Genomic DNA, 17,214 nt, shown 5'->3' on the forward strand with positions numbered 1-17,214 from the left:
TAAGGCATAACTCGCCAACATTAGTATTTGAGCTGCGGTTGGTGATTGATTTACCAATGGCGTACACCACGTTTTGCTTTTTAAGCCCCCACATTTTATGAATTGAGATATTACACTCGGGGAACATGGCGTAAATAACGAAGCGGTTAGTAGCGTAAATGGTTTCTTCTTCGGTTAAATTAAGGACCACTAAGTTGTCGTGTACTGATGAGCAGCGGTCTATTTGCTCTTTAGCTTGTGCGTTGTGCTCGTGATATAAAGCAACACGCTCGGCAACATCTTCCATTGCTAGTATTTGTTCTATGCTGTGATCTTTACAGGCGTCAATTAGCTTCATCATTAACTGGTAATTAGAAATTTTGAATTCACGAAAACGACCAAGCCCTGTGCGCGCATCCATAATAAAGTTCATCAGTACCCAATCAGTTGGGTTTAAAATTTCATCTTTTGAAAATTGTGCAGAATCCCCTTTATCGACCGCTTCCATCATGTCAGTTGAAATATTAGGGAATTTCTCTGCACCGCCATAATAATCATAAACAACGCGTGCTGCAGAAGGCGCATCTGGGTCAATAATGTGGTTTTTTATATCGCTTGCGTTACGAACGGTTTCACTCAAGTGATGATCAAATGCAATATGACAACCGGCAACATAGGGGAGGTTAGTGGTAATGTCGTTGCTGGTAATGGCTATTTTACCGTCTTGCATGTCTTTTGGATGCACAAATAAAATATCGTCGATTAAGTCTAAATCTTTAAGTAATACGGCACACACTAGGCCGTCAAAATCGCTTCGAGTGACAAGTCTATATTTATTATTGCTCATTTTCGGTCCATTTTTGTTTGTTTATTAATCTGAGTGTAGCAGTTTAAACTCCATTTTATATACCAGTTTTTAACATAAAAAAAGCCAAAACAATGGTTTTGGCTTTGAGTAGCAAGTGTGTATTAGTGATGTGTTATGCGCCTGGGCCACATTCCATACAATGGTTAAGAATGTCTGGGCCAAATTTTAATTTAGCGTTTAAATCACGCAGTGCAGTGCGTAGACCTTCTTCAATAACAGGGTGATAAAAAGGCATATCTAGCATTTGCGGTACAGTCATTTTGTTTTGTACAGCCCATGCAAGTAAGTGTGCTATGTGCTCTGCTTGTGGGCCAATAAATTCAGCACCTAAAAATAAGCCGGTACCGTGCTCGGCATACACACGCATGTGCCCTTTGTTTTTTAGCATAACGCGGCTGCGACCTTGGTTTTCAAAGCTAACTTCGCCTATCTCAAAGCAATCACAACTTCCTAAACGTTGGCTAATTTCTTTAAAGCTTTCACCAACCATGGCAATTTGTGGGTCGCTGAAAACGGCAGCTATTTTAGCGCGGCGTAAGCCTGCGCGCACACTTGGATAACGGCCTGCGTTTTGCCCTGCGATTGTCCCTTGATCGGATGCTTCGTGAAGCAGCGGCAGCATGTTACTGGCATCACCAGCTATAAATATGTGTGAGTCGCCACATTGCATAGTATGGGCATCGGCCGTTGGTACGCCACGTTCATCAAGCTCTATGCCGGTGTTTTCTAACCCTAGCTTATCGGTGTTTGGTACTCGCCCAGTTGCAGCCAGTACATAGTCAAACTGCTCGGTGTGTTTAACACCTTGTTTGTCGGTATAGGTTAGCTCTGCTTTATTACCTACTTGTTTCATATCTGAAACGTTTGAGTCGGTATCAACATAAAATTCTTCTGCAAATACGGTATTAGCGTAATCTTTAACTACTGGGTCGGTTAATGGGCCTATGGCACCACCTACGCCAAATAGTTTTACCTTTACACCCAATCTGTGTAACGCTTGGCCAATTTCAAGGCCTATAACGCCAGGGCCAAATACGGCCACTGATTCTGGTAAATCATCCCAGTCGAATACATCGTCATTTATAATCAGTCGGTCGCCAAAGTTATTAAATACGCCTGGGTAAGAAGGGCGTGAACCCGTTGCAATTACAAAGCGTTTGGCAGTAATAATGGTGTGGTCGTCTATTTGTACGCGGTTGGCGTCTAAAAATTGTGCATAGCCACGAATTTTATCTTCGCTAGGTATTTCATCTACCGCTTCTACTACGAATCCTGCAAAGCGATCGCGTTCACTTTTTACTCGTGCCATAACGGCTTTACCGTCAATAACCGGTTTTGAGCTGTGAACACCAAAGGCAGGGGCCATTACTATTGAATGGGCGGCTTCTGCTGCGGCAATCAATAATTTACTTGGCATGCAACCAACACGTGCGCAGGTTGTACCGTATGGGCCAGATTCAATCATAAGTACGTTTTGAGTAAATTGTTTAGCATTACGATAGGCACTTAAACCAGCGGTACCTGCACCTATAACAACAACGTCGGTTTGCAATTCTTTCATAGTGTTTTTCCTTTAGTAAACAGGGGCGTTGCAGCCCCTGTTTTATTTACTTAATTAAGCAAAGTATTTTTCTAGGTCGTCTGAGCCACCAATGTGCTTACCGCCAATAAATACTTGTGGCACGGTTTCACGGCCCGATACCGCTTTAAGGCTGGTAAGTGATGCGCCAGCGCCCATTACGATTTCTTCAAATGCAAAGCCTTTAGCTGTAAGTAGCTCTTTTGCTTTTTTACAGAAAGGACAGCCAGGCTTAGTAAATAGAGTAACTGCTTCTGGTTTTACTTGAGTTGGGTTGATGTAATCAAGCATAGTGTCAGCGTCTGATACTTCAAATGGGTCGCCTGGTAAATCTGGCTCAATAAACATTTTCTCTACTACGCCATCTTTAACCAGCATAGAGTATCTCCAGCTGCGTTTGCCAAAACCTAAATCGTTTTTATCAACTAACATGCCCATGCCGTCGGTAAATTCACCGTTACCATCTGGTAGTAAGGTAATGTTTTGCGCTTCTTGATGTTCAGCCCATGCGTTCATTACAAACGTATCGTTTACTGATACACAAACAATGTCATCAACGCCATTTTGCTTAAGTACGCCAGCTAGTTCGTTATAGCGTGGTAAGTGCGTTGATGAACACGTAGGTGTAAATGCACCTGGTAGTGAAAATACAACAACCGTTTTACCTTTAAAAATGTCGTCTGTAGTCACTGATTTCCATTCGTCGTTTTGACGCGTCGCGAATGTTACGTTTGGGATTGTTTGACCTTCAATATTGTTTAACATGTTTTTTAGTTCCTCTTGATTTGTTGATAGCCATTATGGCGAGTATTTAAATATAGTTCCAATCGTTTGTTTGTATTAAACTGATAGATGTAAACTATCAGGTTGAGTGTGAATATGAACTTAAAAGATTTAGAGTATGTCAAAGCGGTTGCCCACTATAAGCATTTTCGTAAAGCGGCCGATGCCTGTTTTGTAAGCCAGCCTACCTTAAGCGGGCAAATTAAAAAGCTTGAGCAAGAATTGGGTGTTATTATTTTTGATCGCTCTACCAAGCACGTTACCTTAACTGCCAAAGGTGAACGTTTATTGACACAAATAGCTGTCGTTTTAGAGCAAACACAAATATTAAAAGAGCTGGCAGCAACATCTAATGAACCACTGCAGGGCAAGCTTACCATTGGTATTATTCCAACGATTGCGCCTTATTTATTACCTACGCTACTAACATCAATGAAAGCAGCGTTTATAAATAGCCAGTTTTCGTTTACTGAAATGCAAACAACCACTATTTTAGCTGCGCTAGAAAGTGGTGAAGTCGACTTTGCAATTTTAGCGGATGTACCTGAACTTAAAAGTTACCATACCATTGATTTATATAAAGAAGACTTTTTAGTTGCCGTATCAAGCGATAACGCATTGTGTAAGCATAAAAAAGTGGCACTGCAAGACCTGCAAGGTTGCAACCTACTAATGTTAAGTGATGGCCATTGCTTTAAAGATCAAGCCCAGCAGTTTTGTTTTTCGGCAGGGGTCGATGTTTCCAGCCAGTATCAAGGAAATAGCCTTGAGACTTTATTAGCGCTGGTGGCGATGGATGATGGAATTACATTTGTGCCAAAACTTGCAGCAATACCACGAGTGGGTATTCATTATTTGCCTATTTTTCCTAATCAACAACGTAATATTGTATTTGCATGTAGAAAGCATTACCCGCACTTATCTGGGGTTGAGCAATTGGCTCAGTGGTTAAGCGCCCACTCTAATTTAAGGGCTAAACTAAGCGAGGCGCTTTAGCATTTTACATGCGGCTATTGCTCGGCAATTTCTACAATGTCATTAATTTGTACGCCCGGCAAAGGCTGATCATTAATACTAACGGCAATAGCGCTGTGCTGATAAAGCTGTTCAATTCGTATACGGTTAAGTGTAGTGATGGTATGCGGCATAGTGTTGCCTTGTGCGTCGGTTAAATAATTATGATGGGCAATACTCAGTTGTTGGCCTTTTTCTAAGCCATGAGCCTTACCTAAATTAATCACTAATTTATTGTTTTCCATATGCATTATTTTACCTTGAGTAGGTAGACAGGCCATGGCAGCTTGTAGGTCGTAACTTAAGGTTTGGTTTATATCACTAATGCTTTGGCCAAAAGGTGATTGCCAAAACCGATTACTATTTACATCAATAATGGCTGTTTTTTCAAATGGCCAAATTGCTTGGCTTTGATAGCTATTTTGCCATAAAGGCTCATAAGTGGTGCCATTAAATAAGCTAAACTCTATTTGGTAGTGGCGCTGATAGCTTTCATCTTGCCAAAACGCATAGTCGCTATTGAGTTTATCGCTGGTAGATAAACTGGTTATTTGACTTAACAACACATATTGCGCGTTGCTGCGTGATGAAATTTCTTCTAACTGACTGTTTGAATAGTCATGCTGCTGATTAAAGTAGGTATCAACCTTTATAGCTTTGTTGAAATAGGCAACGGGTATTGCACTCATTTTTGATTTTTGCAACGAGGTATAAATGTTTTTACTGACTGCTTTGTTAATGTCAAATATTTGACCCATTCTCGCTTGTTCACGATTTGTTAATTGGCTTTGCGTGACGGCTATAAACTTATTAAAGTTACTTTGTGGACATTGCTCTGTTTGCGCAAAGATATCTAAGCGTAAGGTAATTGCAAACTCATCACTACTGCGGTTTTCACTGACAAGCTCTATTTTTTGAATTTCGCCTTGGCTACTTATTTTTAGCTGATCTTGGGTTAAAACACCATCAACAAGCGTTTGCACCGAGCTCACCCGCGCACCAGAGAATACAAGGGCTTGGGTAATCGCATCTTTTATTGCAGCGGCCTTTGCACCGGGAATGTCGCTATTTTGAATAACCGCATGGCCTGTAGACTCATACCACTGAGCGTGAGTAAAAGGTGAAAACGTTAATACAGCAGTGGTGCTTAATCCTGCCAATACTGCTTTTAAAAACGACTTCATACTCTTACTCCAATTAAACGTTAGCGTTAATGAGTCTCAGCAAGTAATGTACCACTATTATTTGTTGTTACAGAATATAGGTATCACTGGCATTAAACGTGCATAACTGAGTTTAATTAGTTTTTAAAGGCCCTGTATGATGCGAGTAATGCCATTAATGATCACATTAGGCTGCTTAACGTTAAGCGGTTGTAGCAATATATTTGATAAGCACGTTGAATATAAATATGTTGAGCCAAATAATTACCCTGTATTAAAAGCAATAGGGTACGCGCCTATTAGTTTGCAGTCGGGAAGTAATGACACTCAAAAACAGCTTATGGCAATTAAAGCCTCCAAGCTAGAAGCATACCGCGAACTAACGGAACAAGTGTACGGGCAAAAAATTACCGCAGGCACAACCGTCGCAGGCTCTGTTGCCCAAGATGATTATTTACAGAGTAAAGTGCAAGGTATTATAAAAGGTGCGCAAATTATAAAAACTTATGCTGTTAATGATGTGTATATTACTGAGCTTGAGCTTAATATGAAGCGCGTACACGACTTGTACATCGGTGAGATAAAACCACGGGAAGTGAAAAAAGTCACTTATTACTAAGCGACAAGTTATTACTAACCGACAAATTATTAATCATAAAAAAACGCCTAAACGAATAATCGTTTAGGCGTTTTTTTATGAGTATTCTTTAGGCTTTTAGGTTACGCACAATGCTGTTGTCAGTATTAACTACACTACCGGCTTGATCGTAGGTCATAGACGAAGGTGCGCCAATTAAAATACCCTTTAATTGCTTTACACTTAACTGCGCCTGGTGCGCTGCATGAGCGTTAACTTCATTTTGTTTTTGACACTGCTCAAGCTTTTCTCGAGTTAGCTTTATTAAGTCAGCGTTTTCATCTGTTTGCTGATCATTACTGGCAATAAGTTTGCTGAGTTCTTTATCAAGGGTGCTTATACTGGTTAAAAAAGACATTTTTTGTTGGGCAATTTCTTTTAAACCTTCACCTCTTCGAGATGCAATCGCAGTAAGCTCCTGAGTGAGTAACTCGCTCAGTTTTGTTAAGCAAGTAATTTGCTCATTTAGTTTAATTGTAATTAAACTATTGTGATCAGCCATAAACGTTAAACTCAAAGTCTGCTAGATTTTTGGCAAGCTTCTCACTGTCGATTTGATAATTACCTTCAGTAATCGCTTTTTTAAGCTCAGCAACTTTGTTGCTATCAAAACCAGAAGACTGCTGCGCTTTCTCTTGTAACGATTTTAATTGCTTAGCTTGCGGTGTTAAGCTCACCGAATCGCTGGCAGCTTTAGGTGAAGGCGTTTGTGCCGCCTGTGTATTTGCATTATCTCTTTTTAAATCAACTTTTTGCTGTTGAGTGTTTGTTAAAACACTCGGTTGTTGATTTGATTTATTTACTTGACCGACCATAATAAAAATCCGTATATTGCCCAACTGATGCCTTTATATCGGCATTTATTAAAGATACTTTAGCATAAATTTATATTAAATATTTACTTGCACAGACTCTACACCATCTACACGCGCATTTAAAACTTTACCTGTCTTTTTGTTTTCTACTCTTACTTGCTCGCCCAAGGTGCCATCCTCTAATGCAATACCCGTCGTTTTCACTCTTAACCCTTTGATATTAGCATAAATTGTAACAGAATCACCTTTGCACACCATACATATTTGATTAAGTAAAACGGGCATTCCTTCACGGATGTTGCGTTTGCTACGACTACCAATAAGAGCCGTTGGATCTTCAAGGTACTGCGCTCTGATAAAGTGTGCAGGGCGCATATCAATACTTAAATGGGATGGAGTAATCACTTCACCTCGTGCTAAATTGGTAGTTGCAACTACAACAGGTGCTGATTCAGTGATTCTGACATGAACGTACTGTGCCCAGTTGTCACTATCGTTACATTTTATTTGAATAGTGACTTGGCGATTAAAGGGAGGCTCACTTGGCGTTATTAGCTCAGGCTCAGAATTACATTGGCGATCGGGAATGCGGCTATCTAGCGGTAATGCGCTAAACTGTATTTTGTTATCATTTGTAGTCACTGCTTTTTGAGCAACATAAGATACAGCCATTTCTTGCAATAACTCTTTACTAAATACTTGTGCCTTTAGTGGCAAAGCGAAGCAGAGGCTAGCAAGAAAATAAAAAACACTGTATCTTCTGGTTTTTTTTAACAAACTCATAATGTTTCGACTATGCTTATGGTTGCAAACAGGGTATAAATATTTTGCGTCAGAATTTAGACGCCCCCGTTGTGTTATGACGCTTTATTAATTGAAAGCAATTATCGTTCCTTATATTTGTTTTCTTAGGAGATTTAAATGGCCGGCATTTTAGACTCAGTAAACCAACGTACGCAGTTGGTTGGGCAAAACCGCTTGGAATTATTGTTATTTAAGCTTAATGGGCGTCAGCGCTTTGGTATTAATGTGTTCAAGGTAAGAGAAGTTCTTCAATGCCCTCCATTGACTAGCATGCCGAAATCTAACACTTATATCCGTGGCGTAGCACATATTCGTGGGCAAACTATTTCGGTGATTGATTTATCTATGGCCGTAGGCGGGCGCCCAATAAAAAGCATCGAAGATGGCTTTATAATAATTGCTGAGTATAACCGTACAGTGCAAGGATTCTTAGTAGGTGGTGTTGAACGTATAGTTAACATGAACTGGGAAAAAATAATGCCACCGCCGTCAGGAGCGGGTCGTTATTCTTATTTAACAGCCGTCACTGAAATTGAAAATGAGCTCGTTGAGATACTCGACGTAGAAAAAATCTTAAACGAAATCTGCCCAGTTAATACTACCGTGAGCGATGATGTCGCCTCGCAAGGTAATATACAAAAAGATTTAGGCGAGAGAATAGTATTTATTGCTGATGATTCGGCTGTTGCGCGAAATCAAGTAAAACGAGCATTGGAACCATTAGGTGTAACAACTGAGTTGGCTAAAAATGGTAAAGAAGCTTTAATAAGATTAAAAGAAATTGCAGAGCTCGATTGCGTAAATGATATTACAGAGCGAGTAGGGCTACTCATTTCTGATGTAGAAATGCCAGAAATGGATGGTTACACGCTGACTGCAGAAATCAAAGCTAATCCTAAACTTGCGCCACTACATGTGATTTTACACACATCATTGAGTGGTGTTTTCAATCAAGCGATGATTGAAAAAGTAGGAGCAGATGATTTTATTGCAAAATTTAACCCAGACGAGCTTGCAACAGCCGTTAATAAATGGGTTCATCGTGATTAATAAACATAGGTGTTATTGATTTGACTAATAAAGATTTGCAGCAAAACGAATACGATCAATTTCGCTTATTTTTAGAACAACAGTGCGGTATTGTTTTAGGTGAAAATAAGCAGTATTTGGTAAAGAGCCGTTTGGCACCATTAATGTCTCGATTTAATGTTGAATCGTTGTCTGAATTGGTAAGTAAAACTCTCGGTGTGCATGAGCGCCAGTTGCGCGCAGCCGTTGTTGATGCCATGACAACCAATGAGACATTGTGGTTTAGAGATCAATATCCGTTTGAGTTACTTAAAACCAGATTATTCCCTGAGTTTAAAACGTTAAATAGGCCATTAAAAATATGGTCTGCGGCGAGCTCATCAGGACAAGAACCCTACTCAATAGCGATGTCGGTTGCTGAGTTTCAATCCAGCAGCCCTGGTGTTTTAAAAATGGGTGCACAAATAATTGGTACAGATATATCAAATACCATGCTTGATATGTGTAAACATGCTGAATATGATGCATTGGCATTGGCTCGCGGACTCTCTGCTGAACGTCGTAAAAAGTTTTTTAAAGACAGCGGCAATGGTATGGCACAAGTGGTTGATTCATTGAAAAAGCAAGTGAGCTTTAGGCATTTAAATTTGCTCGATTCGTACGCTTTAATGGGTAAGTTCGATATTATATTTTGCCGTAATGTTTTAATTTACTTTTCACCTGAGGTGAAAGCCAAAATAATTGCACAATTCTCTCAAGCACTTAACCCTAAGGGGTATTTATTTTTAGGTGCGTCGGAGTCTATGTCTGGTTTAAGTACTGACTTTGATATGGTGCGTTGTAACCCTGGTATCATTTATCAAAAGAAATGACCTTCATTAATATATTATCCCTCCTCTAAACGACGCCTATTGCGTCGTTTTTTGTTTTTATCATCACTATTTTCACTGCTGGCTCATTTATTGCTTTATCGGTACTGAGTCAATTTTTTGGAGGTAGTTATGGCTATCAGTTTTGATAAAGCATTAGGCGTGCATCCGCATGCGATGTTGATCCGTTCGCAAAGAGCAGAAATGCTCGCTACTAATATCGCAAATGCTGATACGCCCGGCTATAAAGCAAAAGATATCGACTTTGCCTCAGCATTAAAAACGGCAAAGTCCAACCAACTAAGCGGCAATACCATGGTAAGAACCAATGAAAAACACATTGCCGGTGGTACCCGTAGTGTAGGTAGTAATGAACTATTTCGTACGCCAAATCAAACAGATACAGGTGATGGCAACTCTGTTGATATACAAGTGGAACGGAACTTGTATACACAGAATGCTATGGAGTATCAGGCCAGTGTCCAGTTTCTTAATGGTAAATTTAAAGGCCTAAAAAAAGCCCTCGGTAGTCAAGGAGCCTAATTATGAGTTTATATAATGTGTTTGATATTGCTGGTTCAGGTATGAGCGCGCAAAACGTGCGATTAAATACCACGGCAAGTAATATCTCTAACGCCAATACAATTAGCTCTTCGCAAAATGAGACGTACCGAGCGCGACAACCTGTATTTGCTGCGGAGCTTACAAAAGCGTCAGCGTCAGCAAGCAACCCACAGGGCTCTGCCGTTGGTGTAAAAGTGTTAGGAGTGGTTGAAAGTAATAAACCACTACAAATCGAATATAACCCAAATCACCCGAGTGCGGATGAAAATGGATATATTTACAAACCCAACGTGAATGTTGTGGAGGAGATGGCAAATATGATTTCTGCTTCTCGCTCTTATCAGACAAATGTTCAAGTTGCTGATGCAGCTAAGCAAATGTTAAGTAAAACACTGCTGTTAGGTCAGCGGTAACTGAGGGTAGCTCATGAGTAACGATATTAGTACTTCTTCATCCTACATGGACTCTTTACGTTGGCAAGATAAGCAAGTGCCAAAAAAAGAAGAGAGTGATGCGTTAACCCAAGAAGATTTCTTTTCGTTGTTAACACAGCAGTTGTCATATCAAGATCCCAGCAAACCAGCTGATAACGATCAGATGATTGCACAAATGACAAACTTTACCATGGCTGAAGGGATCTCAAATTTAAACTCTAACTTTGAGTCTTTAGCCGCGTCGATGACATCAAATTCGGCATTGCAAGCATCAACACTGGTAGGCAAACAAGCTTTGTTGGAGTCGGATACACTGGAGCTTAATGAGTCGGGTGAATCAAGAGGTTCTGTTGTAGCTGAAAAGCCAGTCGATAGTTTAATGATCCGCATTGAAGATGCATCCGGGCAGTTGGTTAAAACTATAGATTTAGGCACTCAGCCTGCAGGAGCCATCCGTTTTGCATGGGATGGTAAAAATGAAGCGGGTGAACGGCTACCACCTGGTGAATACAACATCAAAGCAGAGGGTAGTACAAATGGGGAATTTTCAAGCCTCCCATTAGCTACATTCAAAAATATTGAAAGTGTTAATATTAACGGCTCAAGCGGCATTATTATTAATACTAAAGAAGGTGCGGTTAGGCTGACTGATGTCGCAGAAATCGCGTAATAGATTTTATGTATTTTTTAGCCAATAGGCTAAATATTTTTTAGGTTAGAGGTTAATTATGAGCTTCAATATTGCATTAACAGGCCTTGCTGCCGCACAAAAAGATTTAGATGTTACCGCCAATAACATTGCCAACGTAAATACCACGGGCTTTAAAGAGTCTCGCGCCGAGTTTGCTGATGTATACGCATCATCAGTATTTAGCGCCGGTAAAACAAAAAATGGTGATGGTGTGCAAACCACCATGGTTGCCCAGCAGTTTCATCAGGGCTCGCTGCAGTTTACTAATAATTCACTGGATTTAGCGATCACAGGTGAGGGGTATTTTGCTACCAGTCAAGACTTAGGCGCACAAGACTTTACCTACACGCGTGCGGGTGCATTTAAGCTTAATAAAGATAACTTTGTTGTAGATGCTAAAGGTAATTTTTTACAAAGCTTCCCAGTTGATGAAGTTAGTGGTGACACGACCTCTGTAAGTCTTAGTACTTCATCTGCTTTACAAATACCAGATTCTTCGGGCTCTCCGCGCTCTACTTCAAACGTTTATACATCATTTAACGTCGATTCTCGAGAAGATGTAATAGCTGTCCCTTTTGATGCAACAGACAGTACTACTTATAACTCTTCGACATCGACCACAATGTATGACTCACTTGGTGAGCCACATGTTCTACAATTCTTTTTTGTAAAAACAGCGCCTAATGAATGGCAAGTACATGGTACGCTTGACAAAACTCCCTTTGATGCAACTGGTGCCGCGACAGCAACACCAAGCCCGCTAAGTACCTTTGGGTTTGATGCTAGCGGTTTGCCTGCAACGACTAATGGTGCTCCAAATGTTGGTCCAACCTTTACTGATGTTAATTTAACCGGAGCTAATTTATCGGGTATTTTATCTAATGGCGCCCAATTTGATGATATTGCGATTAATTGGCGCGATGAGGCCGGTACTGCAAATAGAACGCCTACTCAATATGCGAGTCGCTTTGAGGTGAAAGCACTAGAGCAAGATGGTGCGACAGTAGGTCGCTTAGCGGGTATTGATATTGGTACAGATGGAAAAGTTGTTGCATCTTACAGTAATGGTGATTCAACTTACTTAGGTCAAGTTGCCATGGTGCGCTTTTCAAACTCACAAGGTTTGCAGCAAGTAGGTGACACTTCATGGAAAAAAAGTTTGACCTCGGGGGAACCAATTGCGGGTGAGCCAGGTTCAGGCACACTAGGCAACATTAATTCGTCAGCTCTTGAGCAGTCTAACGTAAACTTAACCAATGAGCTGGTTGATTTGATTAGTGCGCAGCGTAACTTCCAAGCAAACTCTCGTGCGCTTGAGGTTAACTCAACTATTCAACAGAACATCCTTCAGATCAGATAATCATATTTTGATTTACTAAGGCTGCTTAGTGCAGCCTTTTTTATTCCTCTCCTAAAATCTTATTCACACTTAAATTTAATTTGGCACTTATATTGCATTTACTCATACATAGATTTCTTAATGAGTCGATGTTATGGATAAAATGGTCTACATAGCGGCATCTGGCGCTAAACAAAGCATGCAAGGGCTTGCTCTTAAAGCCAATAATTTGGCAAATGCGAATACCACTGGGTTTAAATCTGATTTTGCGCAAGCACGGTCAATGCAGGCTTTCGGTGAAGGTTTGCCGACTCGTGTTTTTGCTATGCAGGAGCGCCCAGGATCTAACATGACATCGGGCGGTGTTGTCGAAACAGGTCGCAGCCTTGATATTGCTATGAGTGATAATGCATGGCTGAGTGTTCAGGATGCCTCCGGTAATGAAGCCTATACAAAAGTGGGTTCGTTAAATATAACGGCTGAAGGAATGTTGACTACCAGCGACGGTCGTCAAGTTATTGGCGAAGGTGGGCCAGTCATATTACCTGTACCGATTGAAAAAATTGAATTTAGCAAAGATGGCACTATTCAAGTTCGCCCTCAAGGTGCACCGGCTAACTTTTTAGAAGAAGTTGATCGGCTAAAAGTGGTTGATGCAAACAACGCTACACTCGAGAAGGGTAACGATGGCTTATTTAGAGCTAAACCAGGCCAAATAGTTGAAACATCAGCCAATGTACAAGTATTAGGTGGCACATTAGAAAAATCGAATGTAAATCCTGTGCATGAAATGGTCGATATGATCAGTCATCAACGCCAATTTGAATTACAAGTAAAACTGATGAAAACAGCTGAAGAGATTGATCAACGTCAAGAACAGCTGATGCGCATCGTTTAACTATAACGTGAGGATATTATTATGAATCCAGCATTATGGATAAGTAAAACAGGGCTTGACGCTCAACAAACAGATATATCGGTTATATCAAATAACTTAGCGAATGCCAGTACAGTGGGTTACAAAAAAAGCCGCGCTATTTTTGAAGACTTACTCTACCAAAATATTAATCAACCAGGCGGTCGCTCATCGCAAGACACCGAAATGCCGTCAGGCTTAATGTTGGGCGCGGGTACTAAGGTGGTGGCTAACCAAAAAAACTTTTCGCAAGGTAATATGCTCACCACTGAAAATTCATTAGATTGGATGATTTCAGGTCCTGGCTTTTTTGAAGTTTTACAGCCTGATGGCAATATTGCTTATTCGCGTAATGGCCAGTTTACTACCGACGGCGACGGGCGTGTTGTAACCTCGGGCGCTGGTTATGTTGTTCAGCCTGAAATGAATGTGCCTGATGATGCACAGTCAATCACCGTATCTCAAGATGGTGAAGTGTCAGTTCGCATTAAAGGTCAAGCCGAAAACGTGGTTATTGGTCAAATTACTATTAGTGATTTTATCAATCCGTCGGGCCTTGAGCCTATAGGGCAAAACCTTTATACCGAAACTGCAGTAAGTGGTGCACCTGTTCAAGGTAACCCGGGGGTTGAGGGCTTAGGTACAATTATTCAAGGTTCACTTGAAACATCAAATGTAAATGTGACCGAAGAGTTGGTTAATTTGATTGAAACTCAGCGAGTTTACGAAATGAACTCAAAGGTAATTTCAGCGGTTGATGAAATGATGAGCTACATCAATCAACAATTATAGTCTTGGGGGATTGTATGCGTAATATCATGTTATTTGCAGTAGGGACTTTACTGTTAAGCGGTTGTGTATCTACACAAAATAATGAAGTAGTGCAGGACGATCCCTACTATGCACCTATGTATCCTGAGCCTAATATGGAGCCAGTGGTAGCAACTGGCTCTTTATTCAGTACTCAGTTATCGAATGACTTATATGCCGATAAGAAAGCACTTAGAACAGGCGATATCATTACGGTTAAATTGCAAGAGTCAACCCAAGCCACAAAAGCGGCTAAAACAGAAACAGATAAACAAACAGATGCTAGCCTCGATCCTGTTATTGGTTTAGGTGGTTTACCGGTTAATATTGGTGGCGATAGTATTCAATTTGGGGTTGGTAGTGATGCGTCGTTTAAAGGTGACTCAAGATCAAATCAATCAAACAGCCTAGTTGGCGATATTTCGGTTAACGTGATGCGAGTATTACCAAATGGTAATTTGGTGATTCGCGGTGAAAAATGGCTAACGCTAAATACCGGTGAAGAATTTATTCGCTTAGAGGGGTTAGTGCGTCCACAAGATGTTAATGCTGATAATACCGTTGAGTCTAATCGTATTGCGAATGCGCGTATTCAGTATTCAGGTAAGGGTCAAACTCAAGAGGCACAAAGCCCGGGTTGGTTAACGCGTTTCTTTAGTAGCTCATTGTTTCCCTTTTAGAGGACATTCAACATGAATGGTTTTAAAGTTTTTTGTTTTATGGTGCTACTAGGCTGGCAATTTACTGCCAGTGCTGAGCGAATTAAAGATGTATCTATGGTTGAAGGGGTGCGCTCAAACCAATTAGTGGGCTATGGATTGGTTGTTGGTTTACCGGGCACCGGAGAGCAAAGCCGTTTTACCGAGCAAAGTTTTAAAGGCATGCTTAATAGTTTTGGTATTACACTACCTGCGAGTTTAAAGCCAAAAATTAAAAATGTTGCAGCGGTTGCTGTTCATGCTGAACTCCCTCCATTTAGAAAGCCAGGGCAGACTATTGATATAACCGTGTCATCAATTGGCAGTGCAGGCAGCCTGCGCGGTGGTACATTATTACAAACATTCCTAAAAGGGGTTGATGGTAATGTTTACGCCATCGCTCAAGGCAGTTTAATTGTAGGTGGCTTAGGCGCTGAAGGCCTAGATGGCAGCCGAGTCGTTATTAATACGCCAACCGTAGGGCGTGTGCCAAACGGTGCCACGGTTGAACGTGCCGTTAAAAGCCCATTTATGCAAAACGATTATATTACCTTTAATTTAAACCGTCCGGACTTTACAACCGCAAAACGTTTAGAGAAAACCATAAATGATTTAATCGGCCCAAATAGCGCACAAGCACTCGATGCGGCTTCTATTCGCGTTATTGCACCTCGTGATGCCTCGCAACGTGTATCGTATTTATCAACTCTTGAAAACTTAGAGTTTAAGCCTGCGGATACTTCGGCAAAAATAATTGTTAACTCACGCACCGGCACTATAGTTATTGGAAAAAATGTAAAATTACAACCTGCGGCAATTACACATGGTGGCCTTACTGTGACCATTGCTGAGCAACAAAATGTGGCACAGCCAAATCCTTTAGCAGAGGGGGAAACAGTGGTTACCCAACAAAGTATTATTGACGTTAATCAAGATGATTCACGTGCTTTTGTATTTGACCCAGGTGTAAGCCTTGATGATTTAGTTCGTGCTATTAATGAAGTTGGCGCTGCCCCTGGCGATTTAATGGCGATTCTTGAAGCACTTAAAGAAGCCGGTGCAATTAACGGTCAGCTTGTTGTAATTTAGTTTTATAAGATTCTAGACCCTAAGCCCTAGGGTCTTTAACCCTTAACCTTTCATCCTTAACCTTTCATCGCTACTCTTCTTTTGGCTCAATTATTGCATTTAACTAGGTATTATTAATTATTGTGTCAAAAAGCTGATGGAAACAAATCATCTAGATAAGCAAAACTTTTTTGATTTAGGCAACTTAGACTCTTTGCGTCGAGATGCTTTAAACAGCGGTGATGCATCAACCGATGCATCTAAAGTGGCGTTAAAAAAAGCGGCGGCACAATTTGAAGCTATCTTCACCCAAATGCTACTGAAAAGTATGCGTAAAGCCAATGAGGCTTTTGAAGACAAAGAAAGCCCATTTAATGCAAGTGGCGTGAAGTTTTTTGAAGAAATGCACGACCAACAGATGGCTACAGAGCTTTCATCAAATGGCTCTTTAGGTCTTGCTGATTTAATTGTGCAGCAACTATCGCCAGATGGAAAAAACTTTATGCCAGGCTCAGTTCTTCGTACAACGTCAGATTTCTTTAGTGACCAACGTGCGGGTAGCACCTTACCTCATCAAGAAAACCAAAAGGTCACTGAAAAAGTGCCGCTCGTTGATTCAACTGAAAAAAGCGAACAAAACATAGCGTCTGGCACATTTGAAAATGCTGAGGAATTTGTAAGTACAGTGTGGGAGCATGCAAAAACAGCGGCTAAGAAAATTGGTTTAAATCCGGCGGTTATGGTTGCGCAAGCAGCATTAGAAACTGGCTGGGGTAAACATATTATCAGTAAAGGTGATGGCAATAGCTCAAATAATTTATTCAATATAAAGTCAGATAAAAGTTGGCAGGGCGAAAAAGCCAGTAAGGTCACTTTAGAGTTTGAGCAAGGCGCTGCAGTTAAAAAGCAAGCAAGCTTTAGAGCGTATGACTCAATAAAAGATAGTGTGAATGATTTTGTGGATTTTTTAACGCAGAACCCTCGCTATCAAGATGCATTAAACAATACAGCAAAGCCGCACAAATTTTTAGACTCTTTACAGCAAGCCGGTTATGCAACCGACCCTAACTATGCAGACAAAATAAAAAGAGTGCTTAACAGTAACGAGTTAAAGAATATCGCCACAAGCATTATCCGCCAAGGAGTAGAGTAAC

The 17,214-nt window shown here is 40.7% G+C and carries 20 protein-coding genes; 13 read left to right on the forward strand and 7 right to left on the reverse strand.

From position 1 onward, the window contains the following. From L641_RS0111985 to L641_RS0111995, 3 genes are all read right to left on the reverse strand, one after another. On the reverse strand, positions 1-826 hold an 826-nt coding region (locus L641_RS0111985; protein WP_024602005.1), incomplete at its 3' end, for an exopolyphosphatase. Between the two features lie 133 nt (positions 827-959). Continuing rightward, on the reverse strand, positions 960-2,408 hold the full coding sequence (locus L641_RS0111990; protein WP_024602006.1) for a dihydrolipoyl dehydrogenase: 1,449 nt from the start codon (positions 2,406-2,408) through the stop codon (positions 960-962). A gap of 54 nt (positions 2,409-2,462) precedes the next feature. Then, the gene (locus tag L641_RS0111995; protein ID WP_008466566.1) at positions 2,463-3,191 is read right to left on the reverse strand and encodes a glutathione peroxidase; all 729 of its coding nucleotides are present in this window, start codon (positions 3,189-3,191) and stop codon (positions 2,463-2,465) included. Between the two features lie 114 nt (positions 3,192-3,305). On the opposite strand from L641_RS0111995, the gene L641_RS0112000 reads away from it, so the two are divergent. Continuing rightward, positions 3,306-4,205 (forward strand): LysR substrate-binding domain-containing protein, encoded by a 900-nt coding sequence (locus L641_RS0112000; RefSeq protein ID WP_024602007.1) that lies wholly within the window; start codon positions 3,306-3,308, stop codon positions 4,203-4,205. 14 nt (positions 4,206-4,219) lie between these two features. Here the strand turns inward: L641_RS0112000 and L641_RS0112005 are convergent, their stop codons facing one another. Next, entirely contained in the window at positions 4,220-5,407 is a 1,188-nt protein-coding gene (locus tag L641_RS0112005) for a flagellar assembly protein T N-terminal domain-containing protein (RefSeq protein ID WP_013465600.1), read from the reverse strand. A gap of 139 nt (positions 5,408-5,546) precedes the next feature. Between L641_RS0112005 and L641_RS0112010 the strand changes: the two genes are divergently transcribed. Then, positions 5,547-6,005, forward strand: coding sequence for an LPP20 family lipoprotein (locus tag L641_RS0112010; RefSeq protein ID WP_036953730.1), 459 nt, complete (start codon positions 5,547-5,549; stop codon positions 6,003-6,005). A gap of 88 nt (positions 6,006-6,093) precedes the next feature. Here the strand turns inward: L641_RS0112010 and flgN are convergent, their stop codons facing one another. The 3 genes from flgN to flgA form a co-directional block, all read right to left on the reverse strand. Continuing rightward, the gene (gene flgN, locus L641_RS0112015; RefSeq protein ID WP_013465599.1) at positions 6,094-6,525 is read right to left on the reverse strand and encodes a flagellar export chaperone FlgN; all 432 of its coding nucleotides are present in this window, start codon (positions 6,523-6,525) and stop codon (positions 6,094-6,096) included. After that, positions 6,518-6,838 (reverse strand): flagellar biosynthesis anti-sigma factor FlgM, encoded by a 321-nt coding sequence (gene flgM, locus L641_RS0112020; RefSeq protein WP_013465598.1) that lies wholly within the window; start codon positions 6,836-6,838, stop codon positions 6,518-6,520. Before flgM ends, flgN begins: the two co-directional genes overlap by 8 nt. A gap of 75 nt (positions 6,839-6,913) precedes the next feature. Then, positions 6,914-7,621, reverse strand: a complete 708-nt coding sequence (gene flgA / locus L641_RS0112025; protein ID WP_016899218.1) for a flagellar basal body P-ring formation chaperone FlgA — start codon at positions 7,619-7,621, stop codon at positions 6,914-6,916. Between the two features lie 138 nt (positions 7,622-7,759). Between flgA and L641_RS0112030 the strand changes: the two genes are divergently transcribed. The 11 genes from L641_RS0112030 to flgJ all read left to right on the forward strand — a co-directional run bounded on the left by L641_RS0112030 (position 7,760) and on the right by flgJ (position 17,213). Further along, positions 7,760-8,692: a chemotaxis protein gene (locus L641_RS0112030; protein WP_013465596.1), complete on the forward strand. Its 933-nt coding sequence runs from the start codon at positions 7,760-7,762 to the stop codon at positions 8,690-8,692. A 20-nt stretch (positions 8,693-8,712) separates the two neighbouring features. Further along, positions 8,713-9,543: a protein-glutamate O-methyltransferase CheR gene (locus L641_RS0112035; protein ID WP_013465595.1), complete on the forward strand. Its 831-nt coding sequence runs from the start codon at positions 8,713-8,715 to the stop codon at positions 9,541-9,543. 129 nt (positions 9,544-9,672) lie between these two features. After that, the gene (flgB, locus tag L641_RS0112040; RefSeq protein WP_013465594.1) at positions 9,673-10,083 is read left to right on the forward strand and encodes a flagellar basal body rod protein FlgB; all 411 of its coding nucleotides are present in this window, start codon (positions 9,673-9,675) and stop codon (positions 10,081-10,083) included. A gap of 2 nt (positions 10,084-10,085) precedes the next feature. Continuing rightward, positions 10,086-10,517: a flagellar basal body rod protein FlgC gene (gene flgC / locus L641_RS0112045; protein WP_013465593.1), complete on the forward strand. Its 432-nt coding sequence runs from the start codon at positions 10,086-10,088 to the stop codon at positions 10,515-10,517. A 13-nt stretch (positions 10,518-10,530) separates the two neighbouring features. Then, the gene (locus tag L641_RS0112050; RefSeq protein WP_024602009.1) at positions 10,531-11,208 is read left to right on the forward strand and encodes a flagellar hook assembly protein FlgD; all 678 of its coding nucleotides are present in this window, start codon (positions 10,531-10,533) and stop codon (positions 11,206-11,208) included. A 58-nt stretch (positions 11,209-11,266) separates the two neighbouring features. Continuing rightward, complete coding sequence (gene flgE / locus L641_RS0112055) at positions 11,267-12,589, forward strand: flagellar hook protein FlgE (protein ID WP_024602010.1); 1,323 nt, start codon at positions 11,267-11,269, stop codon at positions 12,587-12,589. 133 nt (positions 12,590-12,722) lie between these two features. Continuing rightward, on the forward strand, positions 12,723-13,466 hold the full coding sequence (locus L641_RS0112060) for a flagellar basal body rod protein FlgF (protein WP_024602011.1): 744 nt from the start codon (positions 12,723-12,725) through the stop codon (positions 13,464-13,466). Positions 13,467-13,487: 21 nt separating this feature from the next. Next, positions 13,488-14,276: a flagellar basal-body rod protein FlgG gene (gene flgG / locus L641_RS0112065; protein WP_008113073.1), complete on the forward strand. Its 789-nt coding sequence runs from the start codon at positions 13,488-13,490 to the stop codon at positions 14,274-14,276. Between the two features lie 14 nt (positions 14,277-14,290). Continuing rightward, positions 14,291-14,974, forward strand: a complete 684-nt coding sequence (gene flgH, locus L641_RS0112070; RefSeq protein WP_024602012.1) for a flagellar basal body L-ring protein FlgH — start codon at positions 14,291-14,293, stop codon at positions 14,972-14,974. Positions 14,975-14,986: 12 nt separating this feature from the next. Continuing rightward, entirely contained in the window at positions 14,987-16,081 is a 1,095-nt protein-coding gene (locus tag L641_RS0112075) for a flagellar basal body P-ring protein FlgI (protein ID WP_008113075.1), read from the forward strand. 136 nt (positions 16,082-16,217) lie between these two features. Then, a complete protein-coding gene (gene flgJ, locus L641_RS0112080) occupies positions 16,218-17,213 on the forward strand; it encodes a flagellar assembly peptidoglycan hydrolase FlgJ (RefSeq protein ID WP_024602013.1) in 996 nt (331 codons plus the stop codon). Position 17,214 lies beyond the last annotated feature (1 nt).

The sequence above is a fragment of the Pseudoalteromonas sp. TB41 genome, from assembly GCF_000497975.1.
Taxonomy (GTDB): domain Bacteria; phylum Pseudomonadota; class Gammaproteobacteria; order Enterobacterales; family Alteromonadaceae; genus Pseudoalteromonas; species Pseudoalteromonas tetraodonis.